This is a genomic window from Streptacidiphilus sp. MAP12-33 (genome assembly GCF_041261265.1).
Classification (GTDB): domain Bacteria; phylum Actinomycetota; class Actinomycetes; order Streptomycetales; family Streptomycetaceae; genus Streptacidiphilus.
Map to the genome: position 1 here is coordinate 88,503 of NZ_JBGCCA010000037.1, position 22,193 is coordinate 110,695.

The window sequence follows — 22,193 nt, forward strand, 5'->3', positions numbered from 1 at the left end:
CACTCACGGATGCTACTGGGATCGACAAGCTGACCGGCACTCGCGGGGCGTCGCCGGACTCACACCTCCGGTCGGCAGTGCCTGATGACTCGTCAGTGCAGGGACAGGTCTGGGTCGGGGAGGCACCGAGCCCTGTCCTTGCAAGGAACAGCCCAGGCCGGGGTGCGCGCGTAGCCGGAGGCGAGTGGCACCGCGTACGTGTCGAGCGGCTCGGTGAACCACGAGGGGTGGACGGTCGCCCCCATGACGCGCTCCATCAGCGCGAAGATCTTCATACCCCAGATCTCCGTCTCGTCCTCCACATCGATCAGCCCCCGACACCACTCGGTTTCCCAGCGCGGGTCCCCAGCTCGCAACGGGCTGATCGGACCCCAGTGCTCCTCGAAGACCACAAGCTCGCCGTCCACGGCGTAGTGGACGGAGTCTCCACCGTTGATATCGATCTGTACGCTGAAGCACCGGCCACCGCGCGATAGATCGCGCAGGACTCCGGGAATGGCGGTCGTGTAGCCGCTGGCCTCCACAACGAACACCAAGTCACCGACCGTACCAACACCGACCAGGTCCTCGCTGCGGCCGACGTGTACCGTCTCGTCAGCTGCCTGCTTTGCAGTCAACCGTCTGCCGGCTCCCAAATCGCCGTGCAACCGACGGATCACCTCATCCTGCGGCACACCGGCGACGACCGCGATGGCCGGAAGGATGTAGTCCTCCTCCAAATCGTCCATCCACGCGAAGCGCTCTTCGACAGCCGTTATCTCATCCACGAGCCAAGGCATACCAGCAAGCAGAGACATCCTGCCCTCTCGGTGGCTCTGTTCGTGAGTTGTCAGAGCGCGTGTCGATCGACGGCGAGAGCGCCTGGCCGCTCGGGAGAGTGACGTCGCCGAGTTTTGAGAACGCGTTGGTGCTTGCTTCGGGACTCTGCTTGAGCTGCGGGCGACGAGGGAGCTGCGGGGGTTCGATAGTTCAGGGATCGCTGCTGGAGACGCGCCGACGCGACGCTCAGGTCGTGTCGCGGTTGGCAACCGACTGCGCGGGTGGTTGCTCGTCGCGGGTCTCCGGGGCGAAGGCGTCGCGGCGGGCGAGGGTCACCGACAGAGACAGGCCCAGCCGCTCCGCCGCACGTCGCCGGACACGCACCTGTGCCTTGGTCCGGGGCCGGAACGAGGGGAGCCGGGAGCAGCCGCAGCCCGGGCGGTGATCGTAGGTCAGTCCCTCCGCGAGCACGGTCGCAACAACGGACCATGCCTTCGTGTCGCGTCGCCGCGGCGCGGCGAAGTCGTAGCCAGCGAAGACGAGTTGCTCACGACAGCCGGGACAGATGCGCTTCCGGATCGGCCACGTGCTGCCCTTGAACGCGAGCCGGCACGCCACGCACACGTAGTGCCGGAAGGCGCCGTTGAACGCGTGGTAGCACATGGTCTGACAGGGTACGCGTCGTCCGCGGCCGGGCCCAGCGGATTCTCGATCATCCTGACCAGCTCGGATGGCTTGGCACTGCTATCGAACCGGACCGCACTCATCGACCGATACGGTCGGCTCCGACAGGAAGACGTCCGAGTCGACGGGCCCAAAGGCGACGTTGAAGGTGTCGAGCCAGTACGACCAGTCCTGCATCCCAGCAGCACTACTGAACCGGTGGTTCAGCTGCCACCGCACCCACTGCCGAGCGCGAAGACGCACCGCAGGCAGCCTACGCGGCCGCGGCGGAAGCCCGAACAACGGCTCCACTCGCGCCAGCACACGAAGCCGGTCACCCTCATCCCGCAAGCTCAGGCCAACGTCACGAAGATCCCTCTTGCTCTCCCGTGGGGCGAAATCGTCACGCTCGGACATCTCGATCACCTGAGCGAAGGACGGCGCTACCAGCGCCACCGGGAAGCCTGTCGGTGCTGCGTTCCTCTGGGCGGCCGCATCACCGCCTCTGGAGCGCTTCGTCCAGGAGGTCCTGATCCACTGCACCGTGATCTCGACCGCAACCGCCTTTCGCCCAGGAGACTACGGTGATCCCGCTCTGACCGTCATCTCCGCTGCGACACGGGCGCCCGCTCTCACTTCTCAGCAACACCCAGGAGCGCTGCGGAGCCAGACCGCTCTTCGTTGCCACCGACAAACGGTCTCATATTCCACCTACGGAGCCACCTCGGAGAGGAAGCAGGTCCTGCCACCCGCCCGAATCGCCAAGGTCTTCCTCGCACTGCGGAATGCGCAGAGACAGACTTCCTGCGGCCAGTTGTCGGTGTCGCCTGGCACGATCCCGTCATGGGAAACATCTACGACTACTTCGCGGCCGCCGACGACGCGCAAGCCTTGGAGCTCTTTGAAGACGACTGTATGGACGACCCGTTCGGCACGCTCGGCCTCAAAGGGGCGGATCCCTACCTGATGCTCGGAACGGTTGAGGCCCATCTCACCGATGTGTCCGAGGAGCATGTGGAAGCTGACCCCCGCTTCTGCGAACTGCTCAGCGACCCGGACCACGAGGGGCACTGGCTCGTCTCGCTCACGGACACCCTCCGCGACGCCCTCGCAGCGGCCAGCGCAGAACGCCTACTGGAAGCCGCCACCGCATGGACCCTCACACAGGACAGCGCCAGGCAGGACCCGGGGCTCATGGCCGACTTCCTGGGTCGTCTCGCCGAACTCGCACGCGACGCTGGGCAACGACGACGCCTGTACTGCGGCATGTCCCTGTAGGGAGTTGGACATTGGGAACACGCTCGGCACCATCAGCTGTCGGCAACGGGGCCCGGCACCGCCCGGGGAAGCTCTCTGTCAGTCCCCCGCGCAACACTGCTGCCCATGAGCACTCCTGGTGAGCCTCCCACCGACATCGCGACGCTGCCGCACCCCAAGACCATCCTGCTCGACACCCCGTGGGCGGAGCTGAGCCACGCCTACGGCACGGCCGAGGACACGCCCACTCTGCTGGTCGGTCTCCTTGACGAGGACCCCGATGTCCAAGCCCATGCCCTGGGCCAGTTGCAGATGTCGGTCCTGCACCAGGGCTCGATCTACAGCAGCACCGCACCGGTCGCTCTTTTCGTGGCGGGGATCCTGGACCACCCACACACTTCGGCCGAGCACGAGAGCGAGTATCCATGGGACGACAGGGTCCGCACGCTTCGCGCCGCACTGCTGGAGTGGCTCGGCGAGATTGCCGAATCGGTCGGCTATTACGACAACCGCGAACCTGACCCCGAGTACGACGACCCGGCCGACATCACCGCCTGCCGCGCCACCCGCCCCACGATCTACCAGGCGGTGGCCCCTTACCTGGCCCACACCGACCCAGTCACACGAGAAGCCGCGCTCGGCGCCGCCGGCCGCCTGCTCACAGCCCCCGAGCTCCACGCGCAGATACCCGTGGCCGCAGACAGGCTGCGCACCACGCTGAAAACGAGCAGCAACCGGCGGGAGCGCGCCGCGGCTGTCCTCACACTCACCGCCTGGGGACAGGACACCAGCGAGTTGCTCGCCGACCCGGACCCCGCGATCCGCGCCTGCGCAGCCCTGACCCCGCTGCACACCGACGACCCGCGCCCCACCGCCATCCTCCTGGAAGCCCTGTCCGACCCGCGCGCAGCAGATCACTGGTTCGACGACGAACCCCTCCCCCAACTCGACGGCTGGTTCCGCTTCACCCTCCTCCAAGCTCTCCTTGCCCGCACCACCACCCTGGAGGAGATCCTCGACGCCGCACTCGCCCTGATGCCCATGGCCAACGACTTCACCGTCGAATGCGACTGGGGTCCACTCCTCCTGCGCGCCTTCCCCGACGGCAACACCACCGAGGCAGCACTCACCGACGCCCAATGCCACCTCCTCACCGCCATCGCCGCGAAGGACGACTGCTGGGGCAACATCGGCAACAAGATCATCTGGCTGCGGAAAGTCGGGCTTCCAACAGACCGCGACGCCATCCACACTCTCCTGGCAAACGCCGACCGCACTCCCGACGTCTGACGCATCGACTCATCGACTCATCGACGGCTACACAGTGTCACCGAGCTCTGAGGGCTATCCGGCTGACCACGCGCGAGGCGAGGCGTCGCGCCTGAAGGCCTCGGCTGCGAGCAGGATCTCAGGCGCGCACGCCGTCCGTCGCACGGACATCACACCCGCCCAGTATGCGTGGCTCTCACACGGCGCTCACGGACCACACGTCACCACCTGGACGCGGCAGCATCCGCCCGGGACGAGAAAGGCCCTGACCTGCACGGACGGATTGCAAGTTCCTGCATCGCACTTAATTTCGACCGCTGGGGGTCAAAGGGTCGCAGGTTCAAATCCTGTCGTCCCGACCAGCGTTTTCGCAGGTCGGAGGCCGTTTCCACCGAGAGGTGGGGACGGCCCTTTCGTTGTGTGCGCAGCTGGTGGTCGCAGTGTGGTCGCAGCCCGCGGCGGCCGCGTGGGCTGTCGGTGGCAATTCGCCTGGCTTGGAATCGATTTGAGCTCGATCAGCTGGTTCCGGCGCCCGGCTGCGTGGTCGTCCTGTGGTCGCAGCACCGCCTGAAGCGCCGCGACGGGTGGCAGGACGGCGCGGTCGGCCTGGTCCAGCGCGTCGTCGATGCTGTCGACGGCCCGACGGGCGGCCTGGGCGGTGAGGTGGGCATAGATGTTCGCGGTGGTGGACAAGGTGGCGTGGCGCAGGCTCTTGGAGACCACGGTGAGCGGCACGCCGTTGGTGAACGTCTCGAACTCCCGCAATACATACGGAAGATGGCGCTGGCCCCAGGTCCCAGATCAAGGTACGGTCCAGGAGTTCGCGTCAGCAGGTCTCGATCCACCGCTCCATGATCGAGTTCATCCGGGGCACTCGAATGCCGGTGGTCACGACCTGCGGCCCGGCATCCGCCGGCAGCGCGTCGAACGCCGCGGTGAACTTCGAGTCTCGGTCGCCGATCAGGAACCGCGCCTTGGTGCCTGCGTCCTCAAGGTCCATGACGAGGTTGCGTCCGAGTTGCACGATCCACCGCGCGGTCGGGTGCGCAGTGGATCCCATGACGCGCACGCATCGGCTCGCGTGCTCGATGACCGCGGGCTGATCACCCCGCCCTGTGGCGTTCCCGCCCCGGTCGGGGCGAACCGACCCTTGTCCACGGCCCCGGCCTTCAGCCACCGCCGGACCAGTCCCCGCCGAACCGATCCCGGCGGCCGCTTCCACCACGATCAGCTCCTGCAGGATCCGCTGGGCCAGGGCCCGGATCAGCTCGACTCCGTCGGGCGAGCGCAGTGACTCCATGAGGCGGAGTCGAGCAGACTGGGCCTCTCCCGTTCAGGCTCTCCCCTGTGTGTTGCGGTCCAGTCCGGACATCATCGGCACCGCGAGGACCGAGATGAGGGCGAGGAAGATCCACGGCCAGCAAGGCCCGTACGACAGGAGGGAGGTGAAGAGCAGCGGCGCCGCCGCACCGCCGATCGTCCAGGAGAACTGAAACACCGCCAGATATCGCCCCAGGGCCTGCTCCGACGCCATGGCAACGCTGAGTTCGCCGATGGGCGAGGTCCGAAGGATCTCAGCGGCAGTGAAGACGATCATGGCCAGGATTGCGCCGGCCACGACCGCCCAACGGGGCAGGCCGACGAGCAGCGCGAAGGCGACGAAGGCAACGGCGTTGAGCAGGGTGCCGAGGACAAGCAGGGTGCTGGGCCGGCAGCGAGCCGTCCACCGGGTCGAGACGGTCTGCAGGGCTGCGACCAGTGCGCTGTTGATCACCACCAGGACGCCGACGAGCCAGGCGGCACTCCGGAGGTACCCGGTGACGTAGACCGCAAGGAGGACGGTGGGCATCATCGCGGTGAGGACGAACACCAGGTTCACCAGGACGAGCCGAAGGTAGGAGCGGTCACGCAGCACCGTGAGGTAGCCGAGGTCTGTCCTCGGTGCGTCCGCGCGGGAGGCCGCCGTGCCCTCCGTGGGCTTGCGTCGGGGGCGCCAGGTGCCGATCAGAAAGGCCGCGAGGAGGAAGGTGGCTGCATTGCCGGCCACGACCGCCCTGAGGCCCGCGGAGCTGGCGATGCTGACGGCCAGTGCGGCGCCGACGCCGCCGGTCCCGGCGCCGATGTTGCGCAGGGCCCGAAGGAACGCGAACCACCGGGGCCGTTCGCCGTCCTTCGCGGCCAGCACGACCAGGGCGCTGCTGGAGGTCCAGTAGGCGTTCGCGCCCGCCTGGACCACCAGCGTGGCGAGCACGATCTGCCAGGGGGCCCTCGCCACCAGGTAGCTTCCGAACCCCGCGGCGGAGACGAGGTTCCCGGCCACGACGACCCGGCGTGCACCGTACCGGTCGACGAGCGGGCCGATCAGCGCGGGAGCTGCCATCGCGAGCAGTTGGCCGAGGCTCAACGCCGCACCGACCTCGAGAAGCGACAGCCTGGTGGTGCGGGCGAAGTACACCACCACGAACGACATCATCATGCCGTTGCCGAGACTGTCGATCAGGTTGGCGGCGACGAACCGCCCGCTGCCGCGGAGGTCCGGCAGGCCCAAGCGGTCCCCCAGGCCGGGCCGCGGTGAGCAGACTTGCTTCGGGCTGGTGGACGTCGCCATGGCTCGCTTTCCGGTTCAGCTGTGGTGGAGGTCGGACAAGTGGCAGGAGTCGTTGAAGACCCGGAGGGACGCGGCGCCCCCTACCCCGTAGCGGATCACGGAGAGGGATGCGGGGCCGAGTTCCATGCGGAACAACGCGTCGGCGGGGGCGCCGAGAGCCGAGCGGATCAGTGTCTTGATCGGTCCGACGTGGCTGACCACGAGGACCGTGCTTCCGCGGTGCCGGTCGAGGATCGCGTCGCGGGCCGCGAGCACGCGGTCGGCCATGGCGGCGAAGCTCTCGCCCGAGGGCGGGGGCTGCCGCTCGTTGTTCTGCCAGGCCTCGAGTTCAGCCGGCCAGCTACGTTTCACCTCGGCGTACGTGCGCCCCTCCCACATGCCGAAGTCCGCTTCGCCCAGTCGGGCGTCGCTGTGGACGGGCAAGCCGGCCGTTGACGCGAAGGCCTCGGCGGTGGACCAGGCCCGCCGGAGCGGGGAGCAGACCACCGCTCGCACCGGCCCCGTCGCCCCAGGCGGCGCCTTCAGATGGCGTGCGGCTGCTTCGGCCTCCCGCCGGCCGCGCTCGCTGAGGTCGGGGTCCGCTCCCGAGCCGGAGAACCTCTTCTGCGGGGTGAGGGAAGTCTGGCCGTGCCTGAGCAGCAGCACGGTCGTGTACGGTCCGTCGTTCTCGGACCAGCCGGAGTGACGGCCCGTCGTGTCTTCCGTCACCGCGAGGGCCCCTTCCCGGCAGGGAGCCCTACGGGATGCGCCGTACCCGTGGGGAATTCCGAGACGCGCCTGTCGCCGATCTCGGTGACTCCCATGGCTCGCGCGAGCCGTTGCACGGCCGTTCGCAGCTGGTTGCGCAGCTCGCCCGGCTCCGGGCCGGTGCCCAACGCCATGCCCGCCCGGTGCCACCCGGCCTCCGGGAACGGCAGGGTACGTCCTTCCCGCACGCTCTGAGAGACGGTCTCCACCTGCGGCAGACCGGCGAGCAGCGGGGCCTGCTCGGCGTAGCCGTGCACGAAGCCGCCCGCGATCAGGAAGTGGACGGCCGCGTGGCGCTCCTGAAGCGGGTCTGCGGCACCCTCGCCGTCGTCGACCGGCAGGCCGAGGGCGAGCCGTGCCTGCGCCGCGTAGGGGTTCCAGCCGCGCGACCTGAGCACCAGGTCCATGATGTGTCCGCCACCGGGCCTCGCTGCGAACTCGATATTGACCAGCTCGCCCCCGCTGATGCGGTATTCGGCGTGCAGGAAGGCGTCCTGGATTCCGTGTGCGTCCACCAGCTGCTGCACTGCGCGGGTGCTGCGGCCGTCGAGTTCGTCGGCCGGCGACACCAGGTGGCCCCGCTCCAGGAAGAACTCCGGGCCGGCCAGCTCCTTGCGGGTCACGGCGACCCGCTTGACCAGCCCGCCCTGGACTGCGGCCTCCACGCTGATCTCGGGGCCCTCGATGTACTCCTCGGCGATGCACCGGCCCGAGCCGCTGTAGGCGATCGCACGCTCAAAGGCGGCTGTCGCCTCCTCGGCCCGCCGGATCAGCCGTACCGAGGCGCTGCCGCCGCTGTCGACCGGCTTGATCACGACCGGCCCCTCGGCGGCCGCCAGAAACCTCAGAAAGGCTTCCGGCGAGCGCAGTTCGGCGTAGCGCGGCACGCGCAGACCGGCTCGCTCGAGCGAGGCCCGCTGCAGGTGCTTGTCCCGTGCGATGCGGGCGGCGTCGGGGCCGGCGCCCGGTAGTCCTGCCCGTTCGGCGATCAGCGGGGTCACCCCCGCGCACTCCTCGGTGAGGGTGACCACCCCGTCGTGTTCCTCGGCCAGGCGCACCAGGTGGTCGGTGAGTCCGGGGTCGTGGCGCGGGTGATGGGGGTCGGCCCGGCGGACGTCGAGCGGGTGGAACTCGTCGCAGAGGAACTCATAGCGCGGTTTGGAGAAGCCGTCGACCAGCGTGATCCGCAGGCCCGCGCGGATCCAGGTCGCGAACGCCGTCTGGTGGCCCTCTCCCGCGCCGAGCACGAGGAGTCGGGTGGGTGTCATGGGTACTGCCTCCAAGCAGGGAACTGTCGAGCGGGTCGATGTGCGTGCCCCCCGGGCGGCTACACGCCGGTGGTGGCGAGGTCGGTGACCCGCAGTGCCAAGGCCAGAGCGGCGAGCTGGCTGCCGTCGGCGTTGTCGAACGGCAGGTGGACCAGGACGCGGGCCAGTCCCGCTTCGTCGTACCGCTCCAGGAGCCCGGGCAGCTGCCGGGCGCCGACCCGCAGCAGGGTCAGCCGACCGTACGGCTCGGGGGTGGGCGGCAGGTCCTGGTCGGCAGTGCTCACCGCCAAGGTGAGTTGCATGGTGCTGGGCAGGGGGACTGCCTGGGGGCAGATCGCGCGCAGCTCGGTCGGGACTCGCTGTGGCGTGACGTAGTTGGTCATCCAGCCGTCGGCCAGCCCCGTCAGTTCGCGCAGTGCCACCGGGTCGTTGGAGGCGAGCAGCAGCGGGGGTGGGCTCGCGTCCGGTGCGCACTCGAACCGCACCGTCTCGGGCAGGCTCGCCGCGCCGCGGCGCAGCAGGTCGTCCAGCACCCTCACGGCGTGGATGAAATGCCGGCGGCGCAGGTCCGGGTCCAGGCCGTAGACCTCGTTGACCGGGGTCCGGACGCCGGCGCCGACGCCCACGACGAGCCGGTTGCCCGAGAGCGTCTGCAGGGTGGCCACCGCCTGTGCCAGGGTGAGGGGCTGCCGGTAGCTGAGGCACAGCACCGCGGTGCCGATCTCGTCGAACGGCACGCCCCGGCCGAGGGCGTTGCTGAGCAGCGCGACCGGATCGAACCCGGCTCCGCGGTCGACGCCGTCGTTCTGCAGCAGGGGGATGTCCCGAACCCAGATGCCCGGGATGCCGAGGTCGGCGAGGTGGAGGATCCGGCCGACGGGGTCGGTCCAGGGGTCGTCGTAGAGGGGCAGGACGAGCCCGGCTCTCATCCGCATGTGGTTGTCCTCTCGGGTGTTGCGGTGATGCGGACGTCCTGGCCGAGCACCCGTACGTCGAGCACGTCGAGCCGGATCCGGTCCGCGAGAGTCGTGATGCCGGCGTCTGCGACGGCCGACGGTCCGTCTCCCAGCAGCGCGGGGGCGAGGTAGCCGACCACCTCGTCCACCAGCCCTGCCGCGAGCAGGGCCCCGGCGATCCGAGGGCCGCCTTCCACGAGCACGGAGTGGATGTCCCGGTCGTGGAGTTCCCTCAGAACGGCCGTCAGGTCGACCCCGGCCCCGGCGCCGGGCGGCACGGTGAAACGCTGAACGTGGCCGGGGAGGTGCGCCGCCGAGGCGGGATCGGCCAGGGCGAGGAGCGTTGACGCGGTCCGGTCCCAGATACGGGCGTGGGCGGGCAGGTCCTTCGCCGAGCGCGTCGGCACCACCCGAACCGGCGCCCGGCCCACGACGCCGTGGCGCAGGCCCAGGTGGGGGTCGTCGGCGCGCACCGTGCCGGGGCCGACCAGGATCGCGTCGTGCCGGGCTCGCAGTTCGTGTGCGTCCCTGCGGGACTGCGGCCCGGTGATCCAGCGCGAGGTGCCGTCGGCGGCGGCTGCCCGGCCATCCAGTGTGGCGCCGAACTTCCAGGTGACGTAGGGACGGTGGTGGGTGGTGGCGTGCAGCCAGAACCGGTTGGCCTGCCGTGCCTGCGGCTCGCGCACACCGCCCACCACCTCGACCCTCGCAGCGATCAGCCGCTCGTGGCCGCCGGTCGCGACCGGATTGGGGTCCGCCACGGCGTAGACGACGCGTGCGATCCCGGCCTCGATCAGTGCGGTCGCGCAGGGGCCGGTGCGACCGGTGTGCGCGCAGGGCTCCAGCGTGACGACGGCCGTTCCTCCGGCGGCGGCCGCGCCCGCCCGGCGCAGCGCGACCACCTCGGCATGGGGTCCGCCCGCCGCCTCGTGCGCGCCCTCGGCCACCCGGTTCCCCTGGCGGTCGAGGATCACGCAGCCCACCGAGGGGTTGGGCGTGGTGCGGCCCAGCCGCTCGGCGGCCAGTTGCACGGCCAGGTCCATGGCGTCCCGTTCCGCCGCGGACACCTGCGCCGCCCTGGTCACAGGGTCACCGTCTGGCGCAGCATGTGCGCGCAGCGGATCAGCTCGACCGTCAGCTGTTCGCACCGCCGGGCGATCTCGTCCGCCGGCGCGATCCCGCCGGTCGCGGTGGTGACGAAGTCGTCCGGGCAGCTGGCCACCTGGGTCGGTATCAGCCAGCCGCCCAGGGCCTTGGCCACGGTGCGGAGTTGCTCGCAGACGACGTTGCCGCTGCGTGGGCCGCTTCCGTGAGCGAGGACGGCGACCGCCTTGTCGTCGAAGGACCCGTCGGGTAGGTGGTCCAGGGCGGTCTTGAGGACGGCCGAGTACCCCGCGTGGTAGACGGGCGACGCGAGGACGACGGCGTCGGCGGACGCGACGTGGTCGCGCAGGGCCGTCGCCTTGGCAGCCGTGTCCGGCCCGGGGAGGGGTGTGAGGCCGTAGCCCGCGAGGTCGAGGATCTCGATCTCCACGCCTGCGGCGCGCAGGGCGTCCGCGGCGACCGAGGCGAGGGCGGCGGTGGCCGACAGGGGGTTCGGGCTTCCGGTGATGAGCAGAGCTCGCATGACGGTTCGGACTTTCTCGCGACGTGGACGGTCGGTCAGCCGGCGTGCTGCGGGACCTCGATGGCGTGGTGGGTCTTGCGCGCCTTCGTCTGCAGGTAGTGGCGGTTGTACGGGGTGACGAACACGCCGGTGGACACCCGCTCGACGACCTGGACGCCGCACTGCTGGAGCTGCCGGACCTTCTCCGGGTTGTTGGTCAGCAGGCGGATCCGGGTGATGCCGAGGGCGCTGAGCATGTCAGCCGCGACCTGGTAGTCGCGGGAGTCCGCGTTCAGGTCGAGGTGTTCGTTGGCCTCGTAGGTGTCCATGCCCTGGTCCTGCAGGACATAGGTGTCGATCTTGTTGTAGAGCCCGATGCCGCGCCCCTCCTGGCGCAGGTAGAGCAGCACTCCGCCGGCCGACTCGATCTCGGTGAGGGCCTCCTGCAGCTGGGGGCCGCAGTCGCAGCGCGCGGAGCCAAGGACGTCGCCCGTCAGGCATTCCGAGTGGACCCGGACGAGGGGCTCGGTGCTGCCGGTGTAGTCACCCAGGCCGATGGCCAGGTGCTCGCCGTGGTCGGCCAGACCGCGGAAGCTGAAGACGTCGGCCTTCAGCCACTGTCCGAGCGGCGTCTTGAGCGGGACGTGCACCCGCGCCCGGACCTCCGAGCCGGCCGGGTTCTGGTCGGCCTGGACGGGGCGTGCGTTGTCGACAATGGTCATGAGGTCATCTCCTGAGTAGTCAGTTGAATGAAAGCGAGGGGGCGTGGTCGCCCAGTTCGGCTTGCCAGGCCTGGCCCAGCCGGTGGTTCGCCGCGGCGACCGCGTCGTCGGCGGCGTCGTGGGAACCGTGGTTCGGCACCGCCCAAAGGGGGCTGAGCCGTGCTCCGCGCCTGGACTTCGCCTGGGCGGTTCCCTTGCCCAGGTGCATGCGCCGCAGGTCGGCCGATAGGTAGGCGTGCTCGATAGGCTGGTAGCAGCTGAGAGCGAAGTACTCGGCTGCGCCGGCGAGCCGGTCGTAGTCGAAGCCGGTGGCGCGCAGCCAGACGGTTCCCGCGAAGTCGTAGGTGAGGGCGAAGCCCACCATCTGGTCGTCCCGGAAGCAGCCCAGGATGGTGCCGCTGTCCGCCAGTCCCTCTGCCTGGCGGCGCAGCAGTTGGCGCAGCGGTTCGGGGTCGGCCGGGTGACCGTACTTGCCCTGCAACTGGGCCAGCAGGTCGCCGGCTTGTGACCAGCACTGCGACAGCTTGAGCCGGCGCAGTTCGTAGTCGGCCGCCCGGAAGGCGTTGAGCTCCTTGCGGATGGCGTACTGGCGGCGGGCCGGGAAGGCGCCGAGGTAGTCGTCGAAGCCGTTGCCCGGCAGGCTGACGGCCGCGTCCGTCCCTTGGAGCTGCGGGACGCGGGTACCGGTCGCGGTGGCGAGGGCGGCGGCGACGTCGTCGTGCACGTACAGCCACCAGGCCTGGTCTGCTTCCCACTCCCGGGCGACCTGGGCCACTGCGTCCACCAGCAGTTGCAGACAGTGCTCCCGGTCGGCTGCGTCGAGATCGGGGTCGAGCAGCGGTGCGTTCCGGTAGCCGCGTCGGGCTCCGGCGATCAGCAGGCGGTCCGCGGGGCGGACGCCGGTCAGGGCCTCGTGGGGACGGTAACCGGCGTTCGGCTCCTGGTGGACCAGGTACACCGGTGCTGCGCCGACCAGCCGGGAGGCCTCGTCGGTGACCAGCACGTATCCGGCGGTCGCGGTGACACTGTCCTCCTCGTGCCTCAGCCACCGGTGGCTGAGGTAGAAGCCGGCCTGCGCCGCGGCGGCCATCCGGTCCCATGCGGCGTCGGGGACGTCGTCGAGGCTGGCGGCCAGGGAGACCTTCATGCGTCGCCTGCCCGTCGCGGGACCAGCGCGGTGCCGAATTCGACCTGGAGCTCCAGCGCCGTTTCGGCGAGGTCGAGGTGGGAGGTGAGGGCGATGCCGCAGGTGCGCTCCAGGAAGCCCGCCACGGCGGCGAGACCGTCGATGTCGCGTGCCCTCACGAAGCCGCGTGCGCGCAGCCCTTCGACGGCCGGGTGCACCCAGCCGTCGGCCTCCGCGACGGACGCCACCGCGCGGGACGCTCGTTCGTCGTCCGGGAGCAGGAACTCGGCGGCCAGCAGCGGCTCGCGGTCCCCCGACAGGTCCCGGTCTGCGGCCAGGGCACACTCGACGGACGAGTAGCCGCGGCTCGTCCAGTGGAGCAGCGTCGCCCAGGACGTGCGCGGGTTGCACTCAAGGACAACGACGTCGCCGTCATCGGTGCAGATCAGGTCGAAGTCGGCGATGCCCTGATACTGCGCCTCGTGGAGCACGGCTTCCGCCGCGTGCACGAGCGCGGCCGGCGGCGCTTCGGCCGGCGCGATCCTCGGCCGGTAGAGCGGATGGCGTTCGTCGTCCGTCCGTCCCTTGACGCTCCAGCCGGTCGCACGGCAACTGCCGTCCGCGAAGCGCACCAGTTCCAGCGAGCACTCGACGCCGGGAACGAACGCCTCGATCACAAGATGGGTGCCGCACTTCGCGGCGAGCGCCTCGGCGGCGGCAACGGCCTCGCTGCCGCTGCCTGCCCGTGCCTGCTCGTGGCCGGCCCAGGCCAGGGCTCCCTTGACGACCACTCCGCGTGGCGAGTCGTCGGCCAGTCGCCGGATCGCCGCCGTCGGAGCCGGTGCCGTCGGACGCCACACCAGACCGGGCGCGGTCGACACACCGGCCCGGGCGGCCAGCTCACGGGTGGCGGCCTTGTCCAACAGCAGCCGCACGGCCGACGCGTCGTAGCGCTGTGCTGCCTCGGCCAGCAGCGCGGCCCGCAGGGTCGCCGAGTCGGGATCGGAGGTGATGACCACACCACCCTCGCCCGCGTCCGACACCCTCAGCAGTGCAGCGCCGACGGCCTCGGCTTCCTGCGGCGCCAACCAGTGGCCGGTGACGCCGATGTCCTCCCATTCCTTTTCCAGCTCCCGGTCCTCGGGGGCAACCACGAGGACGTTCGCACCGGCCGCGCTGGCCGTCAGCAACGCCGAACGCCACAGTGGGCCGCCAAGCCTTCGGGGGTTCCCGAACCTGATCAAGGTATTACTCATCGTTCATCGACCTGATCTCCGCTTTTCGTTCAAGCCGGCGCAGTGAAGTTGCTGTTCCGGGTCGGAACAACGCGACTGCGGGGCGCGCCGGAGCCCCGGGAGTCGAATGGCAGCCCGTCCGGGCGAAAACTCACAAGACAGCCGACCGCTACGTGAGCCCGGCCGCCGTCACAGCACGCGATCTCCGGCGGCCACCGCGCCCGTCGAGCCCACCGGGACACCGCCCGCCCGGCTCGGTTCTCCTTTGTGTTTCTCCCCGACGACCCCAACCAGCGCGATTGCGGCCGAGGGACGCGAGGTCGCCCGCCACGACTGCCGGGATCTCGAACCGGAGGTCTTCGCCCCGGAAGGGACTGGACGGCTGGCCGGAGCCGGTCGAAGGGCAGGTCCAGCTGCTCGGGCGCCCCGTCGAGCCGGTCCCGCCACAAGTCGACGCGCTCCACCAGCCTTTCCTTCGCACCGTCGGTTCAGGACCATCGCCCCTGAACATCCAAGTCACCCCCCGTCGGGACCCAAAGAGATCGGTGTCGGCGGCGGTTCCGGATCCGGTCGCCAGTGCGAAATCCCCGGTCACCCCGCCGTTTCGAGTATCCGTACGGGCCTCATCGGCCGGGTACTCTGCCGCAACCCGCCGCCGGTAGCACGGGAGTAGGGCCGCGGGAGGCGCCGCGCCCAACGTCGCCACCCTTGACCTCGCCGAGCTGCAGCCCGCCGCCGGCTTGAAGCAGAACGGCGACTGACAACCACCGCTGGGGCGTTCGCCGCTCCCAGCAACTCCGCGCCGGCGGGCCGGGTCCTCGCCAGGCCCACCGGCCGGCGTGCCCTGCCGTCGATTCGTGCGCACCGAATCGGCCTGCCTTCCCACGAAGGGGAATTGAGCATGAGAGTGCGGCGCTCCAGCGACCGCCGGTTCCAGGCGGTCGAGACGCAGACGCGCATCCGCAGCCGGCGCGAGAGCCGCGTCTACCGGGGGAACGGGCCGGCGGACGCCAGGCTCGTCCGGTTCCTGACCGGCCTGGAGAACTGGACCACTGTCGACGCGGCAGCCGCGCTGCTGGCCGAGGCCGCCGACATCACGCCGCAGGCCGCCCGGCGCGAGGTCCTGCGCCTGGTCGAGCGCCGGCTCCTGGCCGACGAGGCCACCCCGGAACAGCTCGACACCGTCTCGGCGGCTCCCGGTGGGAGAAGCAAGCCTGTCGGGACATCTTCGGCTACCAGGTGCTCTCGGACGCCATGGAACGCGTCGACTACACGACCTCGGAGGGCACGCGCCCTCGGCACCTCCTGGACGCTGTGCTCGCGCCCGACGGCCCCTCGCCGTACGGGAGGAGGCGATGGACGCCCAGGACCTCTCGACCTTCCTCTGGCGATAGGGTCAAGAAGATGGCCGTCTCGCAGGATCAGGTCCGCCGGACAGCCCGTCGGACGGCGCCCGGTACCCCACTGAGGCCTACCTGCTCGTCCTCGCCGCGGAGGGCGCACAGCAGCACGAAGCAGCCGAGTTCCGGCAGTGGGACTGCGGTGCGCAGCAGCGCCATCCCGAGTTCGGCGCGGTGTTCGGCGACCGGTCGCTCGACTGGATCCGCGAGAGCGTGGCGGCGGCCGCCGCGGGCCGGGCTGGTCCTGGGCTGCGCGATCCAGTCCACGCTGGCCTGGGAGGCCGGGCGGGACTTCGCCGCCACCGCGACTCCCTCACTGGGCCGGGAGGTCGCCAACTGGTGCGGGAGCATCCTGCGGTTGACCCGCCTCTAGGCCGCCCCCAGACAGCGGTTGCACCGGATGCGCGGGGAGGAGATGTCAGCCAGGTGGACCCGGGGGTTCTCGGCCTCCGCGGCCTCGGCGGGGTAGGTCGAGGCCGCGAACTCGAACCGTCGGCCCGCCTCCGGCAGGTCCTCGCGATACAGCGCGATGTGCGCGGACCCCTCCAGCGCCCTCGCCTCGCAGGACCGCAACCCGCTCTCCCCGGAGAGGGTGACGGCATGGCGGAAGGTCACCTCGGCGCTGTCCAGGTCCCCCACGGCGAGGTACGCCTCACCGAGCCCGTTCAGCGCATAGCACTCGGCCTCCAGCAGCTTGTGCTCGCGGGCGATGCGCAGGGCGTTACGACCGGACTCGAAGGAGCGGGGGACATCACCGAGCGCCCGGTATGCCTCGCAGAGGATGGCCTGCGCTTCGGCGGCCAGGTGCACCTGGTTCTCGCCGTCCGCCCTCACCAGGGCTCGGTCCAGGTAGTCGATCGCCTCGCTGGAGCGCCGCTCCCGAACGAGCAGGGCCCCTATGTTCACCAGAGTGGACGCCTCCGCCGTGCTGCGGCCGGTGACCCGGTGGTCGTCCAGCACTTGGGAGAAGTGTGCGAAGCTCTCCTGGCCGCGGCCCAGCTCCCGGCAGGCCACCCCGAGGTTGTTGCGCAGGATCGCGCTCAACTGCTGGTCCGAGCGTGCCTCGGCGATGGCCAGGGCCGAGCGGAAGGACTCGTACGCCTCGCCGAAATGCTCGTCGTTGATCTCGATGATGCCCAGCTCGGTCAGCTGGTACATCTCGGTGTCGCGGTCGGCTCCGCGCCTGCTGATCGCAATGCCGGCCTCCAGCGCCACTCGGGCCTCCGCACTGCGACCCCGCTGCCGCAGGGCTCCGGCGAGACCTATCAGGATCAACGCCTCGCCACGCTCGTCCCCGGCCGATCGGGCGGCGACGACGGCATCCTCGAAGAGCTTGAGCGCGGCACCCGCGTAGTTGGTCCGCCGCAGGAACGGCTGGACGGCGCAGACCAGTTGCCACGCCGTGTCAGGCGGGCCGTCGCTGAGCGCCGACCGGGCGGCCTCGACAAGGTTGACCGACTCCCCCGCGAGCAGTTCGACGGCCTCGGCGACCGAGGAGGGCTCGGGGACCCCCGGACCAGGGCGGGCGTCGGTCAGTTCCCTACGGAACGGACCCATCGCCAGCGGGGCGCACCAGGCCGAGGCGGTCCGCAGGTAGTGGTCGAAGAGGCGGTCGAGCGCCTCCTTCCTGTCCTCCTCGCCGTCGTGCTGCGCGCACATCCGCGAGGCGTAGTCACGGACCAGATCGTGGAAGTGGTAGCGGTCCGGCTGCTCCTGGAGGACGAGGTTGTCGTCGAAGAGCGACTCAAGGATCTCCTCGGCCCGGTCGATCGGCAGATCCGCGAGGGCCGCAGCGACGGGCGGCGTGAAGTTGGGGCCCGGCTGGAGGCTCAGCAGTCGGAAGAGCCGGCGGTGCTCCTCCGAGAGGGACCGGTACGACATGGAGATGACGGCCGACACGCTCCGGTCGCCGAAGTCAAGGAACCTGGCCCGCTTCTCCTGGTCGCTGAGCTGCTGGATCAGGTAGGGCATCGTCCAGCTCGTCCGCTCGCGGAAGCGGCCGGCGGCGATCCGTACGGCCAGCGGCAACCGCCCGCAGAGCTCGACGAGTTCGGCGACCCGGCCCTCGGCGTCCTCCTCGACGGCCAGCCGCTGCGGCCCGACGATGTGCAAGAAGAGCGCGACCGCGTCGGCCTGCGGCATCAGGTCGAGCGACAGAGGTACGACGCCCTCCAGGGCGGGCATCCGGCGGCGGCTGGTGATGAGGACGAGCGGGCCGTGCGTCCCCGGCAGCAGCGGCCGGACCTGCTCCACGCCGAGCGCGTTGTCCAGCAGGACCAGCGCCCTCCTGTCGGCCATCACGCTACGCCAGGTGGCGGTGCGGTCCTCCAGGCCGGGCGGGACCAGCTCGTCCGGCAGTCCGCACTGGCGCAGCAGGTGGCCAAGGGCCTCCTCCGGGCTGAGCGGCTCGACCCCGGCGGTGAACCCCCGCAGGTCGACGAAGAACTGCCCGTCGGGGTAGTCGGCCGAGACGGTGTGTGCGAAATGCACGGCGAGAGCGGTCTTGCCGATGCCGCCCATCCCGTTGATCGCCGAGATGACGAGGGACACCGATCCCGTCTGCCGGCTGTCCTCCATGAGCTGAAGAATCTCGTCCTGGCGCCCGGAGAACTCGCGGGGGTCGTGCGGCAGGAACCGTCGCGTGGTCGACACGGCCGGACCAGCGGGCTCCGGGATCACCGGGGCGGCCTGGGGCGCCGGAGCCGAGGGCCGTTCCACTGCGGCGGACTCGACCACCGGCAGCCCTCGCAGGATGCGCTCGTGCAGGGCCTTGAGCTCGTCGCTCGGGTCCAACCCGAACTCCTCGACGAGGACCCGCCTGCCCTCCTCGTACACCTCCAGGGCGTCGGCCTGGCGGCCGGTGGAGTGCAGTGCGGCCATCAGCGTCGCGCGCAGTGACTGTCGCGAGGGGTGCGTGGCGACGAGCTCCGTGAGCTCACCCACGACCCGTGCGCTCTCGCCCAGTTGGACGCGCAGCTCCATCAGCGACTCGGTCGTGGCGAGGTATTCCTCCGAGAGCCGGGTGGCGACGTTCTCGAAGTACTCGCCGCCGAGCCCGGTCAGTGCCGACCCCCGCCACAGCGCCTGGGCCCCCGTGAGCAGCGAGACCGCCGTCCCGGGCTCGCCCTCGGCCACAGCCCGGTCGGCCTCCCGTACCGCGGTGCGGTAGCGAGTGAGGTCCAGCCGGTCGCTGTCAACGACGATGCGGTAGCCGAGCTGGCTGGTGACCAGGTCAAACCCCTCCACCGGCGCGATGGCGCGGCGCAGCGTCGCCACCGTGTTGTGGATCTGCTGGCGCGACGACTGCGGCGCGGACTCCCACATCACGTCGACCAGCCGGTCCATTCGGACGACGCTGTTGGCGTTCAGCAGCAGCACGGCGAGCAGTCGGTGCGAACGCAGACCCCCGAGAGGCAGCAGGTCTCCCCCCACCTCGACCTCCAGCGGCCCCAGCAGCCGAACGTCGAGATCCATCCCGCACCCCCATGTTGTGCTCGGTACGTCCCTCGGGACGCCGTGACCGCCTGGCGCTGTTACTCCTGGCTGCGGGACCAGAAGTGCGCCGGTCAGCGCAAGGTTAGCTCACCGGTAGGTGATCGGTAGCGGCGTCCGGTAGGTTCACATCGGTTGGCCACCAAGGCTGACAAAGGAATGAATAACGACGCAAGTCGGGGGAAAAGATGCGATTCGCAATCATCGGGGCACTGGTCGCCCTACTGCTGGTGGGCTTGGTCGCGACCCAGGCGGATGCCCGCGTGCCCAGGCCGAACAACCTGAGCTGCACCTCCTGCTAGTGACGGCGCAACGAGGCACGGCCACCGCGTCGCGGAGCGCCCAGGGGTTCTGTTTCACGGCCGCCCTGCTCCTCGTGATGCTGCTGGCCTCTTCCACCCAGCTGGTTCCGGCCCGGCTGCTGCCGGGCTGGCTTCAGGCCGAGCGTGAATCGACGAGGGTGGTGTGGCCCCAGGGATGGAGCTTCTTCGCCGAGCAACCGACGACGGAGACCAGCGTGGCGCTGTTCGTGGGGCACGGCGGTCGGCTGACCGCCGCCCCTCAGCTGCAGATGGCGTCGGCCACGGACTGGGGGCTGAGTCGCTCGGCGTACGCTCGGTACGTCGAACTGGCCAACCTCACCGGCCAGATCGCCGTCGGCGACTGGCTGGACTGCTCGGCGCTCACCCCGGCCGACTGCCGGGCCGCGGCGCTACGCGCTCCCGTGGTTCGCACCGTCAACCACACCGCCCGTCCGTCCATCTGCGGCCACATCCTGCTCTCGGCGCAGACCCCGGTCCGCTGGACGGCGAACACCCGTCTCTGGCAATCCGATTGGAAGATCCTGCGGATCGCGAACGGTGAGATCGCATGCAACGGCTGAAGGACCGTGTCCTCACGTCGGCCGCGAACTTCGATCCGCGGACGCTGCCGCTGGCCCTCACCCGGTCGATCCTGGCCGTCTCCGAACTGATCAGCATCGGGTTCACGCCCGACCACGACCTGTTCACCTACCAGCCCGGCCTGCCCGAGGGCATGCGCTGCTACGGCGCCCGCGAGCTGTCGTTGTGGTGCGTCGCCGGCCCGGGCTCCGGCGGCCTGCTCGTCAGCCGGCTCCTCGCGACGGCCGTCCTCGTCCTCGTGGCGATCGGGTACCGCCCGAAGTGGACGTGCGTGCCGCACTGGTTCGTGGCCTGGAGCCTGGGCCAGAGCATGACGATGGCCAGCGGGGCCGAGGAGGCCGCGCTCGCCGCGACCATGCTGATCATCCCGTTCCTGCTGGGCGACGGGCGGACCTGGCACTGGACCCGGCCGCGCGAGCCGCTGGCCCCGGTGTGGGCGGGCAGTTCGTATGCCGCTTGGTGGGCGATCCGCTGCCAGATCGCCGTCATCTACTTCACCGCGAGCATCTCGAAGCTGACCACGGCGGGATGGCGCAGCGGCGAGGCCATGTCCACCGTCCTGGTGGACCCGTTCTACGGGCTCCCGTCCGGCCTGCGGCAGCCGCTCGAACCGCTGCTGACCTCCGAAACCGCCATCAGGCTGCTCACCTGGGGCGTACTCGTCGTGGAGCTGTTGATCGCTGTGGGTGCACTGCTGCCGCGACGGTTCCGCCGTACGGCGCTCTGCCTGACGGTCCTGCTGCACGGCGGGATCATGGTCGCGATGGGACTGGTCAGCTTCGGGCTCGTCATGGTCGCGCTGGTGCTCCTGCTGCTCGTCGGCGAGCCCGGCGGGCCTGCTCCGGTGAGCACCTCTGACAAACTCGCGCCCGCGCCCTCCGAGTTCGAGCCGCCGACGCGGGACGCCCCTACCGAGATCCTGGAGTTCCGTTGTCCCCGGTGACCGTCGACGTTCAGCCACTCGACCCGGCCAGTGCCTCCGAGCGCGTCCTTTCCGACTACTTCACGATGCGGGCCGCCTGCGTGGCGGCGGACACGCCCGAGGACCCACCGCTGACCTACGAGACCTCGATCGGCCGGCTTCGCACGCCGCCGCTGGAGGACGGGCTGTGCCGCTTCTGGGTCGGCCACGTGGACGGCCGTCTGGCCGGTTCCCTCAAACTCGCACTCCCCGAGGGCGAGAACGCGGGCATCGCGAGCATCGAGATCAACGTGCATCCCGAGCTGCGCTGCCGCGGCACCGGGACCGAGCTGCTGCGCTTGGCGATGCGCGAGGTACGGGAGACCGGCCGCGGCACCGTCCTCGGCTTCCCGATGAAGCCCGGCTCGGCCGGCCTGCGGTGGGCGACGAACCTCGGCTTCGAGGTGACCCACAGCATGGTGCTGCAGGTCCTGCTCACCGCCACGACTCCCGCCGGTCTCTGGGAGGCTCCGGCCCCCGAGGGCTACCGCCTGGTCCACTGGACCGGCGCCACCCCCGGCCACCTCGTCGACTCCTACGCCCTGGCCCGGCAGGCCATCCAGGACGCCCCGATGGGGCAACTGAGCTACCGCGAGACCGTGTGGACCCCCGAGCGGGTCCGGGAGACCGACCGCGAACTGGTGGACGCCGGCACGGAACAGCGCGTCGTCGCCGCCGTCCACGAGGCGACGGACGAAGTCGTCGGCACCCACGTCATCCACAACTTCCCGCACCGCCCCGAGGTCGGCTACGTCCACGACACCTCGGTGCTCGCCACCCACCGCGGCCACGGGCTCGGCCTGGCCGTCAAGGCCGCCATGATGCGCCGGCTCGGCGAGGAGCGCCCGGACCTCGAACGGATCTGCACCACCACGGCCACGACCAACAACCACATGATCGCCATCAACCGCGCCCTCGGCTACCGGACGGCCCGCACCCTGAACTGGGTCGAGACCCCGACCGAGCGCCTCGCCGCGAACCTGGCAGCCCTCCCTCAGGGCCGTGGTCGATGAGCCCTCGATCTCTGCGGATCCCCTGGGTGGGGCGGTGGAGCGGCCGTGCGGTGGAGGGCCCCCGCCGGAAGACCCGTGCGAACTCCGCAACCACACCATGCCTGTGTGGTTCTGAGCTTGATCCTTAACCATTCGGCCTGTTCAGGGCTGTGATCAACGTGGTCTGACTCGGTCGCGTTCGATCAGGGTCTCGGGTCGTTTGACGGTTT

20 protein-coding genes are annotated in these 22,193 nt (G+C 70.3%); 5 read left to right on the plus strand and 15 right to left on the minus strand.

Annotated features, from left to right (window positions below; genetic code table 11):
• Positions 1–92 precede the first annotated feature (92 nt).
• Together ABH931_RS31265 and ABH931_RS31270 are read right to left on the minus strand one after the other, a co-directional pair.
• Positions 93–767, minus strand: coding sequence for a DUF6461 domain-containing protein (locus tag ABH931_RS31265; RefSeq protein ID WP_370120732.1), 675 nt, complete (start codon positions 765–767; stop codon positions 93–95).
• A gap of 238 nt (positions 768–1,005) precedes the next feature.
• Positions 1,006–1,422, minus strand: a complete 417-nt coding sequence (locus ABH931_RS31270; RefSeq protein ID WP_370120735.1) for a hypothetical protein — start codon at positions 1,420–1,422, stop codon at positions 1,006–1,008.
• Positions 1,423–2,265: 843 nt separating this feature from the next.
• On the opposite strand from ABH931_RS31270, the gene ABH931_RS31275 reads away from it, so the two are divergent.
• Complete coding sequence (locus ABH931_RS31275; RefSeq protein WP_370120738.1) at positions 2,266–2,700, plus strand: hypothetical protein; 435 nt, start codon at positions 2,266–2,268, stop codon at positions 2,698–2,700.
• A gap of 105 nt (positions 2,701–2,805) precedes the next feature.
• Positions 2,806–3,969 (plus strand): HEAT repeat domain-containing protein, encoded by a 1,164-nt coding sequence (locus ABH931_RS31280; protein ID WP_370120741.1) that lies wholly within the window; start codon positions 2,806–2,808, stop codon positions 3,967–3,969.
• Between the two features lie 303 nt (positions 3,970–4,272).
• Here ABH931_RS31280 and ABH931_RS31285 read toward each other — a convergent pair whose 3' ends face one another.
• The 13 genes from ABH931_RS31285 to ABH931_RS31345 form a co-directional block, all read right to left on the minus strand.
• A complete protein-coding gene (locus tag ABH931_RS31285) occupies positions 4,273–4,713 on the minus strand; it encodes a hypothetical protein (RefSeq protein ID WP_370120744.1) in 441 nt (146 codons plus the stop codon).
• A 61-nt stretch (positions 4,714–4,774) separates the two neighbouring features.
• Positions 4,775–5,248 (minus strand): hypothetical protein, encoded by a 474-nt coding sequence (locus ABH931_RS31290; RefSeq protein ID WP_370120747.1) that lies wholly within the window; start codon positions 5,246–5,248, stop codon positions 4,775–4,777.
• Positions 5,249–5,281: 33 nt separating this feature from the next.
• Complete coding sequence (locus tag ABH931_RS31295) at positions 5,282–6,496, minus strand: MFS transporter (RefSeq protein WP_370120750.1); 1,215 nt, start codon at positions 6,494–6,496, stop codon at positions 5,282–5,284.
• A 75-nt stretch (positions 6,497–6,571) separates the two neighbouring features.
• Positions 6,572–7,264: a histidine phosphatase family protein gene (locus tag ABH931_RS31300; protein ID WP_370120752.1), complete on the minus strand. Its 693-nt coding sequence runs from the start codon at positions 7,262–7,264 to the stop codon at positions 6,572–6,574.
• Complete coding sequence (locus tag ABH931_RS31305) at positions 7,261–8,571, minus strand: ATP-grasp domain-containing protein (RefSeq protein WP_370120755.1); 1,311 nt, start codon at positions 8,569–8,571, stop codon at positions 7,261–7,263. The genes ABH931_RS31300 and ABH931_RS31305 overlap by 4 nt, the downstream gene beginning before the upstream one ends.
• A 59-nt stretch (positions 8,572–8,630) precedes the next feature.
• A complete protein-coding gene (locus ABH931_RS31310) occupies positions 8,631–9,506 on the minus strand; it encodes an LLM class flavin-dependent oxidoreductase (protein ID WP_370120758.1) in 876 nt (291 codons plus the stop codon).
• Complete coding sequence (ribD, locus tag ABH931_RS31315) at positions 9,497–10,570, minus strand: bifunctional diaminohydroxyphosphoribosylaminopyrimidine deaminase/5-amino-6-(5-phosphoribosylamino)uracil reductase RibD (RefSeq protein ID WP_370120801.1); 1,074 nt, start codon at positions 10,568–10,570, stop codon at positions 9,497–9,499. The genes ABH931_RS31310 and ribD overlap by 10 nt, the downstream gene beginning before the upstream one ends.
• A 38-nt stretch (positions 10,571–10,608) precedes the next feature.
• Entirely contained in the window at positions 10,609–11,154 is a 546-nt protein-coding gene (locus ABH931_RS31320; protein WP_370120761.1) for an NADPH-dependent FMN reductase, read from the minus strand.
• Between the two features lie 35 nt (positions 11,155–11,189).
• Complete coding sequence (gene ribA, locus ABH931_RS31325) at positions 11,190–11,855, minus strand: GTP cyclohydrolase II (RefSeq protein WP_370120764.1); 666 nt, start codon at positions 11,853–11,855, stop codon at positions 11,190–11,192.
• 19 nt (positions 11,856–11,874) lie between these two features.
• Entirely contained in the window at positions 11,875–13,002 is a 1,128-nt protein-coding gene (locus ABH931_RS31330) for a peptidogalycan biosysnthesis protein (RefSeq protein ID WP_370120767.1), read from the minus strand.
• Positions 12,999–14,171 carry a hypothetical protein gene (locus ABH931_RS31335; protein ID WP_370120770.1) on the minus strand — a complete coding sequence of 391 codons (1,173 nt, stop codon included), beginning with the start codon at positions 14,169–14,171 and terminating at the stop codon, positions 12,999–13,001. The genes ABH931_RS31330 and ABH931_RS31335 overlap by 4 nt, the downstream gene beginning before the upstream one ends.
• A gap of 1,466 nt (positions 14,172–15,637) precedes the next feature.
• Complete coding sequence (locus tag ABH931_RS31340) at positions 15,638–15,919, minus strand: hypothetical protein (protein ID WP_370120773.1); 282 nt, start codon at positions 15,917–15,919, stop codon at positions 15,638–15,640.
• Between the two features lie 66 nt (positions 15,920–15,985).
• A complete protein-coding gene (locus tag ABH931_RS31345) occupies positions 15,986–19,090 on the minus strand; it encodes a BTAD domain-containing putative transcriptional regulator (RefSeq protein ID WP_370120776.1) in 3,105 nt (1,034 codons plus the stop codon).
• 397 nt (positions 19,091–19,487) lie between these two features.
• Between ABH931_RS31345 and ABH931_RS31350 the strand changes: the two genes are divergently transcribed.
• Genes ABH931_RS31350 through ABH931_RS31360 form a run of 3 tightly spaced genes read left to right on the plus strand, consistent with a single transcriptional unit; the run spans position 19,488 to position 21,984 of the window.
• Positions 19,488–19,991 carry an SdpA family antimicrobial peptide system protein gene (locus ABH931_RS31350; RefSeq protein WP_370120804.1) on the plus strand — a complete coding sequence of 168 codons (504 nt, stop codon included), beginning with the start codon at positions 19,488–19,490 and terminating at the stop codon, positions 19,989–19,991.
• Entirely contained in the window at positions 19,979–20,953 is a 975-nt protein-coding gene (locus tag ABH931_RS31355; RefSeq protein WP_370120779.1) for a sporulation-delaying protein SdpB family protein, read from the plus strand. The genes ABH931_RS31350 and ABH931_RS31355 overlap by 13 nt, the downstream gene beginning before the upstream one ends.
• Positions 20,950–21,984: a GNAT family N-acetyltransferase gene (locus tag ABH931_RS31360; protein ID WP_370120782.1), complete on the plus strand. Its 1,035-nt coding sequence runs from the start codon at positions 20,950–20,952 to the stop codon at positions 21,982–21,984. The genes ABH931_RS31355 and ABH931_RS31360 overlap by 4 nt, the downstream gene beginning before the upstream one ends.
• The last annotated feature ends 209 nt before the right edge of the window (positions 21,985–22,193 follow it).

Bases quoted from the DNA above. Each gene is read 5' to 3' on its own strand.
- ABH931_RS31270 (WP_370120735.1), bottom strand. From the start codon at position 1,422: ATGTGCTACCACGCGTTCAACGGCGCCTTCCGGCACTACGTGTGCGTG.
- ABH931_RS31275 (WP_370120738.1), top strand. From the start codon at position 2,266: ATGGGAAACATCTACGACTACTTCGCGGCCGCCGACGACGCGCAAGCC.
- ABH931_RS31280 (WP_370120741.1), top strand. From the start codon at position 2,806: ATGAGCACTCCTGGTGAGCCTCCCACCGACATCGCGACGCTGCCGCAC.
- ABH931_RS31290 (WP_370120747.1), bottom strand. From the start codon at position 5,248: ATGGAGTCACTGCGCTCGCCCGACGGAGTCGAGCTGATCCGGGCCCTG.
- ABH931_RS31305 (WP_370120755.1), bottom strand. From the start codon at position 8,571: ATGACACCCACCCGACTCCTCGTGCTCGGCGCGGGAGAGGGCCACCAG.
- ABH931_RS31310 (WP_370120758.1), bottom strand. From the start codon at position 9,506: ATGCGGATGAGAGCCGGGCTCGTCCTGCCCCTCTACGACGACCCCTGG.
- ribD (WP_370120801.1), bottom strand. From the start codon at position 10,570: ATGGACCTGGCCGTGCAACTGGCCGCCGAGCGGCTGGGCCGCACCACG.
- ABH931_RS31320 (WP_370120761.1), bottom strand. From the start codon at position 11,154: ATGCGAGCTCTGCTCATCACCGGAAGCCCGAACCCCCTGTCGGCCACC.
- ribA (WP_370120764.1), bottom strand. From the start codon at position 11,855: ATGACCATTGTCGACAACGCACGCCCCGTCCAGGCCGACCAGAACCCG.
- ABH931_RS31330 (WP_370120767.1), bottom strand. From the start codon at position 13,002: ATGAAGGTCTCCCTGGCCGCCAGCCTCGACGACGTCCCCGACGCCGCA.
- ABH931_RS31345 (WP_370120776.1), bottom strand. From the start codon at position 19,090: ATGGATCTCGACGTTCGGCTGCTGGGGCCGCTGGAGGTCGAGGTGGGG.
- ABH931_RS31350 (WP_370120804.1), top strand. From the start codon at position 19,488: ATGCTGCTGGCCTCTTCCACCCAGCTGGTTCCGGCCCGGCTGCTGCCG.
- ABH931_RS31355 (WP_370120779.1), top strand. From the start codon at position 19,979: ATGCAACGGCTGAAGGACCGTGTCCTCACGTCGGCCGCGAACTTCGAT.